Origin of the sequence: Planctopirus hydrillae (genome assembly GCF_001707835.1) — a bacterium.
Classification (GTDB): Bacteria; Planctomycetota; Planctomycetia; order Planctomycetales; family Planctomycetaceae; genus Planctopirus; species Planctopirus hydrillae.
The window spans coordinates 25049-38793 of record NZ_LYDR01000154.1 but is presented as its reverse complement, the minus strand read 5'-3'; the positions used below and the strand labels follow the sequence as shown (position 1 = coordinate 38793).

Below are 13745 nucleotides of genomic sequence, written 5' to 3'. Positions count from 1 at the left end.
CAAATGACGAACCAAAGAGTCGGAAAAACGTCTTCCTGGGCGTGATCTCTGGAAGATTTATTGTGCGAAAAGTCATGTTGATAGACCTTGTGCGATTGATTGGTTGCGATGTGCGGCTCCGGTGAATTAGACTTCCGGGCTGTTCGAAAAGTGTGGTGGAAGTGGCAGTCTGGTGTGGTCAAGTTTTTCACATGATCGATGCCGGGCATGCTGAAATGAGGAGTAATAGCCAGTGACCAGAGTCCTTTACTGCGGCGATACTTCGCTGGAGACGGCGGCTGGTTATCTGGCGGGCCTGATGACCTCGTGGCAATGGGAGTTTGACTATGTCCCCAGTCATGTCGGGCTGGATGCTGGTGAACTCCTGGTCAAGCAGGATCTGGTCATTCTGAGTGATTACCCTGCGGAACGAATGACCGCACAGGCCATCGATCAACTGGTCACGATGGTCAAGGCTGGCTGCGGACTCGTGATGCTGGGTGGCTGGGAAAGCTATCATGGTCTGGGTGGGAACTGGGACCAGACGGCATTGGCAGAAGTCTTGCCGGTGGATATGAACTCTGCCGATGACCGGGTCAATTTTGACCAGCCGACGTTGGCCATTCCGGCGGCAATCAACAGTGTCTCGCATCCGATTCTGCAGAATCTTCCGTGGGAAGATCGTCCGCCGACCATTGGGGGCCTCAATCGCATCACGGCGAAAGCTAAAGCTCAAACCTTGCTGATGGCCCGCGTCTGGCGGCCGACCTTCAGTCTGGAACATGGAAAAACGACCTGGGAACACGCAGATCATCACCCACTTCTGGTGGTTGGAGAAGCGGGCTCAGGGCGAGTGGCTGCGTTTGCCAGTGATGTAGCACCTCACTGGGTGGGTGGACTGGTCGATTGGGGCCCCGAACGGGTGACGGCACAGGCTCCGGGAGCCGGTGCGATTGAAGTGGGAAATTTCTATTCACAGTTTTTCCGGCAGATGCTGGAGTGGGTCGCCAGATCAGCGAAATGATCCCATCGAATGGGTGGGTCTGAATTCAACGTCCTAAAGAAATCTCTGGAAGGTTTGGAACGAAATGCTCGCAGGCAATGCACTGATTGGACAATCGGGTGGGCCGACATCTGTAATTAATACATCGCTTCTGGGGGTGTTGGAGACAGCCCGGAAGAGTAAGCCCATTCAGCGTGTGTTTGGTATGCGGTTTGGTATTGAAGGTGTTCTCGGTGACCACCTCGTTGATTTTTCCAATGAAGACGCGGCAGTCTTAAAGGGATTGCGGGGAACCCCAGGTTCGGCACTCGGTTCGAGCCGCCTGAAGCTGAAGGATGAGCATTTTCCGGCAGTGCTCAAGCAACTGAAGAAGTACAACATTCGCTACTACTTCATGATTGGCGGTAACGACACAATGGATACGATCCACCGTGTCGTGAAGTATGCCGGGGAAAACGGCCATGAGATGATTGGCGTCGGTGTGCCGAAGACGGTCGATAATGATCTGTTTGGCACTGATCATACCCCTGGCTTTCCGAGTGCAGCCCGTTATGTGGCCATGAGTGTATTGCAGGGTGGGCTTCTGGCAAAAGACATGCAGCGTGTCGATCAGTTTGTTGTGTTTCAGACGGTTGGACGCAGTGCGGGTTGGCTGCCAGCAGCGGCGGCATGTGCCCGCGGAAACGGTCTGACGGCACCGCACGTGATTCTCTTCCCGGAGCGCCCTTTTGTTCGCGATGCATTTTTGAATGTGGTGAAGAAAGCGCAAGAGAAGCACGGGTTTGTTTCGATTGTCTGCGGCGAAGGGATCCGTGATGCCAACGGACAGCCGGTGAGTGCTTCGCAGACTCGTGACAAGTTTAACAATGTCGAGTTTGGTGCGATGGGCGGAACCAGTGCGGCCATGATGCTCCACCGGATGATTTCGGATGAGTTCGGCTGGCGTGGTGAATTCCAGGTGACGGAATCGTTGCAGATGTGTGCGGCAGACCGCGGGCTGAAGCTCGATCTCGATGAAGCGTATGCCTGTGGTAAAGAGGCTGTTCGATTGGCTCTTGCAGGAACCAGCGGCGTGATGGTGACGATGCAGCGCGTCGGGAAGAAGACCGACCCGTACCAGATTGGTTTTGGTACGATTCCTTTGGGAGAAGTCGCCAATCATGAGCGTCCGATGCCGGATAACTTTATCTCCAAGGATGGCTTTGATGTGACGAAGGCCTTTCTGGACTATGCCAAGCCTCTGGTGGGCGAATTGCCAACTTACAGCGTGCTGGCAGCAAAGAAAGCGAAGGCGTAGGGTCCACTGTGCGGACCAGAGTCATCCCCGTTTATCAATGACATTTTTCAAGTTTGGTGATATCCAACATGGTCCGTACAGCGGACCCTACTTTGACAGGTGTTTCATGTTTGCTGATCGTGAGCCGTATGCCGGGTTTGGACTTGTGGCCGATATGCTGGCTGTGCCCCAGGTGATTCGTGAGTTCGATCCTCGAGTGGTGAGTGAGACTGCCCAGGAGGTTCGCGCGGCTGGTCGATTGCTGCTGACAGGCGAAGGATCGAGCCGACTCTTCCCTGGGAAAAATGCCATCATGTACTCCCGCCAGCAGGGTTGGCCATGTGTGCTGCATACAGAAGCTGGTCGGCAATCACAGGATTATGCCCTGGGCGACTGGGCAGTCCTGGCCGCTTCAAATAGTGGCAAGACCGCAGAAGTGATTCGGCTGTTTACGCAGCTCAAAGGGGCCGGGCATCCGGCACTCTACAGTTTGACTGCTCTGGCGGCATCGCCACTGGAAGCTCTTGCCAAACGGGGACATGTCCTGAAGTGTGGTAAAGAAGGTGCCGTCGCAGCCACCAAGAGTGTGATTGAACAGGCTCTGGTGGTGCGGGCACTGCTCGAGGCAGTGGCGGGTGAATCGAATCTCAAGGGCCAGTTGCCCACCTTGGCGGATCAAGTGCAGAAAGTGCTGACTCAGCCGATCGATCGCGAGATCATCGAAAAACTGGCCAGGGCCAGGACGATCTATTTCGCGGGACGGAATGATGGTGTCGCCGAAGAGCTGACACTTAAGACCAATGAAATTACGCGTAAGCCCAGCGACTTCCTGGAAGGGACGTATGCCGTCCATGGGATTGAAGAGATCATGCACGCTGACGATGTGGTCGTGTGGATCAATCCTTATGCTGAGTCGGAACAGAAGTTCATGGACGTGCTGGTGAAGGGAGTGGGCTTAACTGTCGTGACCATTTCGCCGCGCGAGACGATGTTCCCGAACATTCAGATTCCGGATGGGGGAAGTCTGGCGGGGTTTGTCGAACTGAGTGCTGGCTGGAACCTGCTGGTGGAGATTGGCATGGCTCTGGGCGTGAATGTGGATAAGCCCCAAAGAGCCCGCAAAGTGGGCAACGAGTTTGTCGCGGGCTAAACTTGCCACGTGAGAAAGATGATTGCCCTCGTGAGAGACCAGCCACATGGCGGAGGATATTTGCACGCGACTGCTGGATCTCTGGCCGGCGGAAGTCGATCGGATTGACTATTCGTTGCCGACCGCTCCGGACAATCTGGCGTTCGACGAAGCACTGCTGCTGACAGTGAACGATGAGCCGGAAGCGGCGTGTGTGCGGTTTTGGGAACTGCGCCGGTACGCCGTCATTCTGGGGCGTTCCAACTCACGTGAGAAAGAGGTCAATGCAGAAGCCTGTGCTGCTGATGGAGTGGAGATCTTTCGGCGGTGCAGTGGAGGGGGGACTGTCGTGGCTGGGCCGGGCTGCCTGATGTTCACAGTCGTCGTGCCACTCACTGCCGAGATTTCCAAGCTGGGAGTACCGGCGACAACCTGTCAGTTGTTAGGCAGAATCGTCAAGCAATTGCGGCCCATGGTGGGTGATGTGCAGATCAAAGGGACGAGTGATCTGGTGATTGGTGAGCGGAAGTTTTCCGGGAACGCCCAGAAATACAGTCGGCATGCGCTGTTGCACCATGGTTCGATTTTGTACGGATTTGATCTGCCAAGAATCAGTCGATATCTGAAAATGCCCTCCCGGCAGCCCGATTATCGAGTCGGTCGTGGCCATGATGAGTTTGTCATGAACGTGGCGGCGACACGCGAACAGCTGACGTCTGCGATTGCCACTGCCTGGAGTGCTCAAGAAGATGAGCACTTTGTGCCTCCTTATGATCTGACGGCGCAGTTGGCGCGAGACAGATATCGCACGCCTGAGTGGAACGCCTGAAACACTTCGAGGAAGTCATTTCGAGGAGAACCAATCGGGCCGTGGATGCGACCGAAGAATAACGAGACTTCGGTCACTGCGGGATTTGCGGGCCTAAAGATCGGAAAATTGAGTCGCTGCACGGCTTTTTTCGGTCAATTGACTCTTTGGGCAGGACATGCTGTCTTCAATGGCGGGTCATGATGCAGCTCGCTTCGTGAAACTGAACTGTTCGATATGTCGTGCAACGAGCTTTGAACGATTTGAAAGGTGGGCCATGGTCAACCAGGAAGCGGATCGCGCTGTCGATTCTGAGAAGCTCAGGCACACTGCTGGTGGCCGACGGGAGTGGCTTTCGACGTTGCGCTACGGGCTGATTGTGGTGCTCGTGGGTTATCTGGCTGTGGCGTATGTTCTTTTACCTATGGGCTGGTGGCGGTACGAGAAGCGGCATCCTGCGTTGGAGAATGCCCCCACGCTCACTCATACCAAGCTTGGAATTCCCGGTGATCCGTTGAATGTAGGTTTTGTGGGGAGTGAAGAGCAGTTGGTCAAAGCTTTCCATGCCATTGGCTGGACGGAAGCCGAGAAGATTGATCTGAAATCGAGCCTGGGGATTGCTGAGAGCACAGTGCTCGACCGTCCTGATACTGTCGCTCCGGTGAGCAGTCTGTACCTGTTCGGGCGTAAGCAGGATCTGGCGTTTGAATTGCCAGTGGGTGAGAGTGCCCGCAAGCGGCATCATGTGCGTTTGTGGCGCTGTGCAGAGAAAGACGATCAGGGGCGACTCTTCTGGATTGGAAGTGTGACATTCGATGAGCGGGTGGGATTGAGCCATACGACAGAAGAGATCACGCATCACATCAGTCCGGATGTCGATGGTGAAAGAGATGGGCTGTTAAATTCCATGCTCAAGGCAAAGCAGATTGAGTCGATTGAATATGTGGATAATTTTCAGCCTGAGGCTCAGGGAAAGAATGGCGGTGGAGATCCCTGGAAGACCGATCAGCGATTGGGCTGGGGAACGCTGATCGATTAATGGGCCGCCGGGATGCGTATGATGGGGTGCCTGGTACCTGGATGTTCGTCATGTGAGGGGAAGGTTCGCGTTGTTGAATAAACCTGAAGTCCACAACCAGCCAGCCTCTCCAGCTGACCGATGTGAATCGGCTGGCTGTGGACATGACCACGATCACGATGACCATGGTCACGACCAATGTCATCGGCCAGATGCTGTGCAGCAGGGGCTGCCAATTGTGCCAGTTCGTACGTGCGGTCATGGTCATTCGCATGGACACGGGCATATCCATGCCCATGGGGCAAGTATCAACCTGGGGATTGCGTTTGGGTTAAATCTGCTGTTCACGATCATCGAGTTTGCAGGGGGGTACTGGACGAACAGCATTGCGATTACGACAGATGCCGTGCATGACCTGGGTGACTGCCTGTCGCTGGGTCTGGCGTGGTGGCTGCAGATCATTTCACGGCAACCGCGAAGTCCGCGGTTTACTTATGGAATGGCGCGTTTGTCGCCTTTGGGGGCCTTCCTCACGGGCATCGTGCTGATCTTCGGGTTGGTTTACGTGATGGGAGAATCTGTGCAGCGGTTGTGGGATCCACAAACTGTCGCGGGCGAGAAGGTGGTGCTGATTGCCATTCTGGGATTGATCTTCAATGGATTTGCTGCCTGGCGACTGCACGGCGGGATGACACTCAACGAGCAGGTGGCGAGCTGGCATTTGTGGGAAGATACACTGGGTTGGGCCGCAGTGCTGGTGGGTGGTGCGATCATGTCGATCTGGCATGTTCCGCTGCTTGATCCACTATTGGCCATTGGTCTGGCGGTCTTCGTGTTGTGGAACGTGAGTCGAAATCTGTGGCGTGTGGGCGAGTTGTTCTTGCAGGCACTCCCGGAAGGGATGGATGCGAAATCGCTGGAATCGATGGTGCAATCGATCGCAGGTGTGCAGAAGGTCGAAAATCTCCACGCGTGGACACTCGATGGTGAACGGCATGTGCTGACGATCCGCGTGTCCTGTTCACCAGCGACGTTCGAAGAGGTCGAACAGGTCAAATCCCGCATCCGGGAAAAAGCCGCCCAGATGGGATTTGAATCAGTGACAATCGAGACGTAAAAAAGTGGTCGTCGGTTGACTTCTGAAACGTCACTAGATGTTTCCTAGCAATTCAAGCCAAACTTAACGGTTTGAAGACGCCTCTTCCAATTTGCTTCAAGAATTTGCACTTCTTTATCGTCAGTATCCTCAGTAATTCGTTCGAGGATACAAAACTCGAAATTCTGAGGATCTCTTTTCTTAAGCTCTACGTTGCCTCCGTCTCCTGTTTTTGCGTAGTCCCTCCAGCGACCAAGAAGATGATCGGTTCCGTACGTACCTCCGACATATCCTTTTCCATCTGACTTGTCGATGATTAAATAAATGGCTCGCCAATGTTGAATAGCGATCTTCCATCGTTCGGGTATCAACATAAGTTCTTGCCACGTCAGATGTAAGTCTCTCCAGTTTGGTACTTTCTCAACCAAAAACGACTCAGCGTGTATTGCTTCAATGCGAAATTCGTTGCGTTTGGCCCATCGCCACCAAGAAAGCTCTCTCCCAGGCCAATTCACTACCAGCTTTCCACTCCATTGGGAATAGTTTGGAAGGAGTTCTAAATCAAACCATAAAGTGGCTTTTGCGTCTGGTGTCATCCCTTTGACACCATATTTTGCTAGCTCAATATTTTCGGCGAGTTCCCAGTAGGCTGAGTAGCTTAGGCTTTGATATCCATTAACCTTGTATAGGCCAACGAATATCGCTTTGCCTGCAGTATGACCTATGAACGAAGCGAGAAAACTGGCACCTTGTAGGGCTTTTTCTACCTTAGGGCCCTGTGCCTGTTGATATGCGTTGTAGATATTTTTGCGGTCACTTGCTAGCCAAGGCAATATTCTTCGAAGTGCAGCCTCTTTAGGGCGATGCCGCATGACCATCGTTTTTTCCACGCAAATGTTTTGAAGTTGCAAGAGGTCTTTTAGTTGCATTAACACTGCCCTAAGGTAAGGGGTGTGGATTGTGTGTCTGTGAACCTTTGGACGTGAGAGTCGTTCTGTTTCTACGTCCATCAATTATTCGACGCTTCGGTTGGCGCGGGCCAGGGCCAGGATTTCCTGTTCGGAGAGCTGGCGGGTGTTCATGGCGCTGCGGTCGCCTTTGAATTGGGTTGTGAGGCCATCGGAGGCCAGAGCGAATTCGCCCTGACCTTGCTGCGCGGCGCGATCCAGAAGTTGCGGCGTGTCGCTGAACATCGATTTCACTTTGTTGATCGATACATTGTCGTTGAGCCTTCCGATGGCCCAGGTGGCGCAGTTGCTGCGGCAGGTGGAATCGAGATCGCCCGGAGTTTGTGTAGCCAGGAAGACGCCCAGTCCGCCCGAGCGAGCCCGCTTGAGCAGGTTCAGCAAAGGTTCCTTGGTCGAGGGTTTACTGGTGGCCGGGACGTAGATATCGGCCTCGTCGAGGAGGATCACCGCCTGTAATGTCGCTGAGGGTGTGGCACTGACGTGGCGGCCCAGTGTCATGAGGAACCGCGACATCCAGAACTGGATGGCCGACATATCGACCAGCGACTTGAGGCTGATGATCGACAAAGGCGTGCGGCCATCGGCACGCGGAGTGAGCATCCGGGGGATGTTGAGCGGAGTTCCCTCTGTCGAGAGGAGCAGCCGGCGGGTGATCCGCAGGTCGCTGAGTGCCCTGGCTAGTTTCAGATAAACAGTGGGTTGTGTCCAGCGGTGATGCTTGACCAGTTCCTGATCCTTCTTGCCGATGACTTCTTCCAGCCACTCCAACGTGACTTCGCCCTGGGTGGTGTCGAGAATCACCTGCAGAGCCGTCAACAGGATCGGCTGGTACTCTCTGAATTGGTTTTCTGAGCAGCCGAGCATTTTCAACAGGCTGGCTGTCGTCGCTTCCAGAGCGGCTTCACGTTCATTGTCCGGCATCTGCCCCACGCCTTCGGGAATCAGCGGCAGCAGGAGGTTGTGGCCGGTGGGGTCGCCGGGAGTGTAGACACGGATGTCGAGCTGACTCTTGAGGCTCGCGGCCCGTTTTAGGAGGGCGGGTTCGTTGGGCGTACCCCAATCGTCCGAAGCATAGGTGGCGAGATCACCCTTGCGATCAATGAGGATTGCCGGGATGCCGGCGAGCAATAGTTGCTCGATGACATTGAGTGCGAGCGTTGTCTTGCCACTCCCGGCACCGCCGACGAATGCCGCGTGCCGCTTGAAGATTTCGGATTTGAGCGTGACCGGTGTTTGCCGCAAGCCTTGGGTGAAACCCAGGGGGATATCGAACGGGGTTTGGGGTATGGGCAACTGAGGGGGCTTGATGGGCGGAACAGGTTCTGTGGTGGCCTGCCCGTTTGGTTTTGGTGGGAGGACATCGTTCTTCGAGGTCGTAGTCGGCGGGGTGATGACCAAGGGGATCTTGTCGAGATCGAGGAGGTCGACCAAAGGCTTCACGTCGTTCAAAGGGCGGCTGGAAGTGCGCCATTCCAGATACTGGCCCTGGATGGAATGCTGCTCGTGGAAGGCGCGAAGAGTGGTGAGGAACCGCCAGTGGCTGTCTTCCCAGATGATCCGTTTGAACCTGTCCTTAGGGAGCGAAAGGAGCAGTTCGCCGATCTTGGTTCCCTTTTTGACAGCTGGGAAAGCGGTATTCCGCAAGAGGGCCGCCGATTGGTCGCCCGCCAGTTTGATGATGGACTCGATTCGCTTCTGCAGCTTTCCGCCCTGGGCGTTCTCATCGCAGAACGCAGCCAGCAGTTTGGAAGAGTGGGTGACGCCGCCGATGGTGGCCCCAATGAGTAACGAGTCGTCGTGGAGATCGGTCGACCATTCGGCGGCAGGTTGCCGTTCGAGAGTGCATTGTTCGATGGCCCAGTGCAGCAACTGCAGTTGCTGCTCAGCATCTTCCGGGATGTTGGGCGTGTGGCGTGCGCGGAAGTCATTCCATTCCTGTGGCCATGCAATCGCGAGTGGTGGTGGAGGAGGTGGCTGTTGGACGGGCTCGCCTGTTGCCAGTCGATCTCGGAAGGCGCGACAGGCGAAAAGGATGTCGCGGGCGGTGAGTCCTTCGAGGCCATCGATGAATTCTTCCGTGAAAGGGGCGATGGTTTCTGGATGATCGAGGCCAGCCTGCACATAGACCGACTTCAGCCGTGTCTCGATAATCTGCTTCGCCTCGTGGCGGGTGCGGCTGGCGATGAGCTGGATCGAGCGGGGATCGGTGGCGACCCTCGCGAGAACCGGCGCGGGAAGTCGAGGCTCCATGAGGTGGTAAAGGTCGGCCAGACAGCCGACGACACAGAGAGCGCCGGGTATGCCTCCCACCAGCGAGGAGATCGCCTGCATGGCGTGGCGGAAGCGGTGTTCCAGCCGGGCAGGGTCTTCGTCGAAGTTGGCCATTTCTTCGAGTTGATCGACGAGGATGACAAGCGTCTTGTTCGTGAGCTGCCGCATGATCTTGCCGAGGGCGGCGATCATGTGGGTGGGTGCATCGTCGGCCGTCCAGCGTGGCATCTCGGGAAGAATCTTCTCGTCGAACGAGGAGAACGGTTCGCAGCGTAGATACTTGAGCACTCTTGTGTGAACTTTGGGATTGCGGGGAATGAGCGAGAGGAGGGCGCGAATCACTCCTGCATCCAACGTGCGATTGCCCGGGCGGGACTGGAGGGCGTCGGCCAGTTCATTGGTCAGCTGGGCCAGTTCATCGTGGGTCAAATCGTCTTCGCGAAGACGCTGCATTTCCTTGGGGAGTAACAGTTCGACCTGTTGACCAACGGCGTCGGCGAGCCGCATCAATCCGGTCTCGTCGCCATCGGGTTCGAAGTAAATCTCGTCGAGCGAATCGATGAGATTAGAAAGGACATACTGTGGATAGTTCTGGGTGCCCGTCGTCATCTGCAAATAGCCGCAGAACCCATCGTTGCTGTAGTGAACGTGGTTTCTGAAAAACCGGAGCAGGTGCGTTTTGCCGCTTCCCGCCTCGCCCAGCACCAATTGGATGAGGCCGTAAGGGGCACCTCCTTCGGCCTTGAGGCGGCGAAGGAGGTTGTCAAACTGCAGGCGGGCCGGTTCGTGGATGTCGAAGACATCGAAGTTGTCGTGCCGCCAGATTTGATCTTTCTGGCAGACGGCGTGAAGGACTTCTTCCCCTCGAGGAGAGAGCAGAGCCTGAAGGTAAGGACCCACCTCAGGAAGGGGCTGGGCAGCTTGAGGGGAGAGCTGTGTCGGGATGTCAACGGGCATGTCTCAGGGCCTTGGGATAAGAACGATGGCTGTGGATGGAAAAATAAAATGAATTGGCTGCTCTGGGATTCACGGATCAGAGATTGTTGGATCAGGGAGTCGCTGGTGGTTTGTCTTCCCTCACGAGGAGGTGATATGTGGCTTGGCCATCCTCAATGCGGGATTCTTCGACAGCCCTCGGATCGAGGCGGTCGGTGAGGTCGGCCCGGACGAGCCGCACGTGCTGACTTTTGTGGAGTGCAAGGAGTGCTAGCCGGAATTGTTCGAGGGTGCCGCGTCGATCTGGAAGGAGGTGTTGCCACAGGTCGCGAATAAAGATTCGATTCGGGCCGAGTGGGCCAGCGGGAATGTGCGGGAGGGCGGCGTGAACATCGGCTAAGGTCAAGTTGGGTAGCGCCGTCGGAACATCACTAGAAGGAGTGGTGGCGGCTTGCCGGATCTTCTGGCGAATCAGTGACTGGGCGAAATCTTTGCCGGAATCTCCCAGCAGTTGTTGGGAGAGCAGTTTGGCGAGGGGGACTGTTGTGAGCGTGCGGTCGGTCTTCAGTGAGACTTTGGCGAGAACGCTGGCTGGTGTGAACTTCTTCCGCGAGTCGATACCCAGCTCTTTCCAGGCAAGGGCCACGAGGAGTTGACTGAGCGATGTGATCGGCCCCGCGAGCTGATGGCTCTGTTTGAGGAATTCAATCAGAAGGTGGTCGGCGAGCTTAGTCTTCGGGCCGGGTGGGGGGAAGCCGCAGAGCCGGGGTGTGATGTGCTTGTCGAGGAGTTGTTTCCAGCGGAGATTCTTGGGGAGTGCTTCCTCACTGCTGAAGCCGCAGAATTCGCGGGCAGTGGTCAGTCCAGAGGGAGTGAGGATGAGTTTGCTCACTTCCACATGCTGCGCAACGCGAATGGAACTCAAGACTTCGTCGAACAGCAAACGCCATTCACCAGAGGAGTATTGCTGGTTGAAGAGGGGTGCAAGGCTCTTGGCGAGTGCTGCCGGTGTGGGGGCCTTCGCCTGCGGGACGAGCAGGCGGGCAAGAATAAGTTGGGATGTGAGAACAAATGGCGAGGGGATGGACATTGGCTGGCCCGCAAAAATGTCGGTACGGCGCGCTGGCACCTGAGTGTATGAGCTTACACTCCGAGGGGGGCGGGCGGAAAACTTCTTTTCGGGGAAGGGGGGAAATTTTTCCGCGCGGGCCAGGCGAGCAGCGAAGCTTGCCCAGTCTTCCCGAATGGTGAGGAATCCTGATCCAGCCGATTTGCTGCTGAGTGTTCAGGGATGAACCCATAGGGGATCATGGCTGTTGAAATGTGCGGCGGTTTCGTGCGTGGTGCGACAATTTGTCGGTTCAAGTGAGGTCAGTCGCTGGCCGATTCGGTTTTCCTGATATTCAAAAGCGACTCGCTGCGACGTGGAAGCAAACTTTTCTCTCTGGAACATCTCTTGCAGCCAGTAGAATCGAGATTTGCGAAAACTGTGGTGAGATGACCGGGTCAGGAGAGGAGTTTGAGCATGCGGGGAATCTGTTGGGCAGCGGTGGTGGCGGGTTGTTTCGTTTTGCCGGTGTCGTTCGAAGCGAGCGGCATTGTGCATCCTGTTTCGTTGACTTGCGAAGGAGCGGAGGAAGGGCTCGCCGCAAACGTTGATCCGTCACGGGCCAAGGCGATCGAATTCCTGAAAACGTCGCAGATGAAGGATGGCAGTTGGACGACGCCACGTACCTCGGGGATCACGGCTCTCGTAGTTTATGCATTGATTGATGCGGGTGTGCCGGTGACTGATCCTGTGGTGGCCAAGGGATTAGAACGGATTGCCAGTTATGCCCAGCCAACGGGAGAAATTGCCGCCCCTGGCAGTCCGCATGCGAGCTATGAAACTTCGGTTTCCGTGATGGCGTTAGTTGCTGGTAATGCCGGGGGACAGTTTACGGAGCTTATTAAAAAGGCTGAGCAATACTTGCGTGGAGCTCAATACAGTGAGGCGAACAATACCGACAAAGCCGACATCGCCTATGGTGGTGCTGGCTATAAAGCGGGAGGTGGGAAGCCTGATCTGTCCAACACGGTCTTTTTTCTGGATGCACTCAAGGCGACAGGTGCGACCGAACAAGACCCGGCTGTCCAGAAAGCTCTGGTTTTTCTGTCGCGATGTCAGAACCTGGAATCCGAATTCAATACAACGCCCCAAGCATCCAAGATTAACGATGGCGGCTTCTATTACAACCCCAACGGTCCTGGTATTTCGCCTGCGGGACAATCGGATGAAGGGGGCTTGCGTTCGTATGGAAGCATGACCTATGCCGGCTTTAAGAGCATGCTTTATGCAGGTTTAAAGGCGGACGACCCGAGAGTGAAAGCAGCCCTCGAATGGATCAGTAAAAACTATACGCTGGAAGAGAACCCGGGGCTGGGTGCGGGTGGTCTATACTACTATTACTATCTGTTTGCCAAGGCGATGGAGGCAAATGGTGTTGATGAATTTACAGATAGCAAGGGAGTGAAACATAACTGGCGTAATGAGCTGGCACTTCAACTGATGGCACTCCAGAAAGCCAATGGAAACTGGCTCAATGATCGTTCGAGCCGCTGGATGGAAGGTGACCCGAATCTGGCGACAGCTTATGCTCTGGTGGCACTCAATCGATGTGCCAAGAAGTAGCGTCGGGAGTATTGAGTCTATATGTTGCTTTAAATACGTCCGCCAGGCGGTGTTTGCTGCTCAATGGGCAATCACCGCAGGGCGGATTTTTCTGGTTGATGAAGATGTTTTGTAGCTGTCGCTATGAAAGTTACTTGAGGTCGAAGGAGAAATCATTCTTGCCACTCTCGATAACTTGTGCAGAGAGACCTGATTTGGCAGGGATGGAAAAGTTTTCGGGGACATCCCAGGTTGTTTTCACAATGATCGCTGGTTGAGTTTCAGGTTCTTTGGGATGTGGCTTGGTCTCGACGGTCTTCTTGGTGATGGTCACGGTGTAGTTGCCCAGTGGAGCGCCGTCATTCGGATTGAATGTCGTGAGGCGAAATTTCCCAGCCGAATCTGTGACGCCAAAAGGTGATGATTTTCCGTCCATCGAGATAAAATTCACCGTGGCACCTTCAACGGGAGTTCCGTTGAGCGTCACGATGCCAGTGACGGGAATCGTTTTCGAGCGTTCCTTCGTCCATTGATCTTCTGATGCGCCACCGCAACCCGTGAAGACGAGTGAGAAGAGGAATAATCCAAAGAAAGTCAGGTTTTTCATTTTG

The 13745-nt window shown here is 55.2% G+C and carries 11 protein-coding genes; 7 read left to right on the top strand and 4 right to left on the bottom strand.

Annotated features, from left to right (window positions below; all coding sequences use genetic code 11):
• The first annotated feature begins 232 nt into the window (after nucleotides 1–232).
• From A6X21_RS21185 to A6X21_RS21160, 6 genes are all read left to right on the top strand, one after another.
• The gene (locus A6X21_RS21185) at nucleotides 233–1003 is read left to right on the top strand and encodes a glutamine amidotransferase (RefSeq protein ID WP_068852450.1); all 771 of its coding nucleotides are present in this window, start codon (nucleotides 233–235) and stop codon (nucleotides 1001–1003) included.
• A 64-nt stretch (nucleotides 1004–1067) separates the two neighbouring features.
• Complete coding sequence (locus A6X21_RS21180) at nucleotides 1068–2279, top strand: diphosphate--fructose-6-phosphate 1-phosphotransferase (RefSeq protein WP_068852447.1); 1212 nt, start codon at nucleotides 1068–1070, stop codon at nucleotides 2277–2279.
• Between the two features lie 106 nt (nucleotides 2280–2385).
• Nucleotides 2386–3408 carry an SIS domain-containing protein gene (locus A6X21_RS21175; protein ID WP_068852728.1) on the top strand — a complete coding sequence of 341 codons (1023 nt, stop codon included), beginning with the start codon at nucleotides 2386–2388 and terminating at the stop codon, nucleotides 3406–3408.
• A gap of 46 nt (nucleotides 3409–3454) precedes the next feature.
• Complete coding sequence (locus A6X21_RS21170; protein WP_068852445.1) at nucleotides 3455–4216, top strand: lipoate--protein ligase family protein; 762 nt, start codon at nucleotides 3455–3457, stop codon at nucleotides 4214–4216.
• Between the two features lie 256 nt (nucleotides 4217–4472).
• Nucleotides 4473–5234, top strand: coding sequence for an LssY C-terminal domain-containing protein (locus A6X21_RS21165; protein WP_083233812.1), 762 nt, complete (start codon nucleotides 4473–4475; stop codon nucleotides 5232–5234).
• A 70-nt stretch (nucleotides 5235–5304) separates the two neighbouring features.
• A complete protein-coding gene (locus A6X21_RS21160; protein WP_165603895.1) occupies nucleotides 5305–6330 on the top strand; it encodes a cation diffusion facilitator family transporter in 1026 nt (341 codons plus the stop codon).
• 44 nt (nucleotides 6331–6374) lie between these two features.
• On the opposite strand, the gene A6X21_RS21155 is transcribed toward A6X21_RS21160, so the two are convergent.
• The 3 genes from A6X21_RS21155 to A6X21_RS21145 all read right to left on the bottom strand — a co-directional run bounded on the left by A6X21_RS21155 (nucleotide 6375) and on the right by A6X21_RS21145 (nucleotide 11574).
• The gene (locus tag A6X21_RS21155) at nucleotides 6375–7238 is read right to left on the bottom strand and encodes a GIY-YIG nuclease family protein (protein ID WP_165603894.1); all 864 of its coding nucleotides are present in this window, start codon (nucleotides 7236–7238) and stop codon (nucleotides 6375–6377) included.
• A gap of 84 nt (nucleotides 7239–7322) precedes the next feature.
• On the bottom strand, nucleotides 7323–10505 hold the full coding sequence (locus tag A6X21_RS21150; protein WP_068852442.1) for an ATP-binding protein: 3183 nt from the start codon (nucleotides 10503–10505) through the stop codon (nucleotides 7323–7325).
• A gap of 91 nt (nucleotides 10506–10596) precedes the next feature.
• Nucleotides 10597–11574, bottom strand: a complete 978-nt coding sequence (locus tag A6X21_RS21145) for a hypothetical protein (RefSeq protein WP_131818477.1) — start codon at nucleotides 11572–11574, stop codon at nucleotides 10597–10599.
• Between the two features lie 435 nt (nucleotides 11575–12009).
• Between A6X21_RS21145 and A6X21_RS21140 the strand changes: the two genes are divergently transcribed.
• The gene (locus A6X21_RS21140; protein WP_068852437.1) at nucleotides 12010–13155 is read left to right on the top strand and encodes a prenyltransferase/squalene oxidase repeat-containing protein; all 1146 of its coding nucleotides are present in this window, start codon (nucleotides 12010–12012) and stop codon (nucleotides 13153–13155) included.
• Between the two features lie 130 nt (nucleotides 13156–13285).
• Here A6X21_RS21140 and A6X21_RS21135 read toward each other — a convergent pair whose 3' ends face one another.
• Nucleotides 13286–13741 carry a carboxypeptidase-like regulatory domain-containing protein gene (locus tag A6X21_RS21135; RefSeq protein ID WP_068852432.1) on the bottom strand — a complete coding sequence of 152 codons (456 nt, stop codon included), beginning with the start codon at nucleotides 13739–13741 and terminating at the stop codon, nucleotides 13286–13288.
• Between the last annotated feature and the right edge of the window lie 4 nt (nucleotides 13742–13745).

Excerpts from the sequence above, each read along its gene's own strand:
- A6X21_RS21135 (WP_068852432.1), bottom strand. The coding sequence starts at position 13,741 with ATGAAAAACCTGACTTTCTTTGGATTATTCCTCTTCTCACTCGTCTTC.
- A6X21_RS21145 (WP_131818477.1), bottom strand. The coding sequence starts at position 11,574 with ATGTCCATCCCCTCGCCATTTGTTCTCACATCCCAACTTATTCTTGCC.
- A6X21_RS21170 (WP_068852445.1), top strand. The coding sequence starts at position 3,455 with ATGGCGGAGGATATTTGCACGCGACTGCTGGATCTCTGGCCGGCGGAA.
- A6X21_RS21165 (WP_083233812.1), top strand. The coding sequence starts at position 4,473 with ATGGTCAACCAGGAAGCGGATCGCGCTGTCGATTCTGAGAAGCTCAGG.
- A6X21_RS21175 (WP_068852728.1), top strand. The coding sequence starts at position 2,386 with ATGTTTGCTGATCGTGAGCCGTATGCCGGGTTTGGACTTGTGGCCGAT.
- A6X21_RS21140 (WP_068852437.1), top strand. The coding sequence starts at position 12,010 with ATGCGGGGAATCTGTTGGGCAGCGGTGGTGGCGGGTTGTTTCGTTTTG.
- A6X21_RS21180 (WP_068852447.1), top strand. The coding sequence starts at position 1,068 with ATGCTCGCAGGCAATGCACTGATTGGACAATCGGGTGGGCCGACATCT.
- A6X21_RS21155 (WP_165603894.1), bottom strand. The coding sequence starts at position 7,238 with ATGCAACTAAAAGACCTCTTGCAACTTCAAAACATTTGCGTGGAAAAA.
- A6X21_RS21150 (WP_068852442.1), bottom strand. The coding sequence starts at position 10,505 with ATGCCCGTTGACATCCCGACACAGCTCTCCCCTCAAGCTGCCCAGCCC.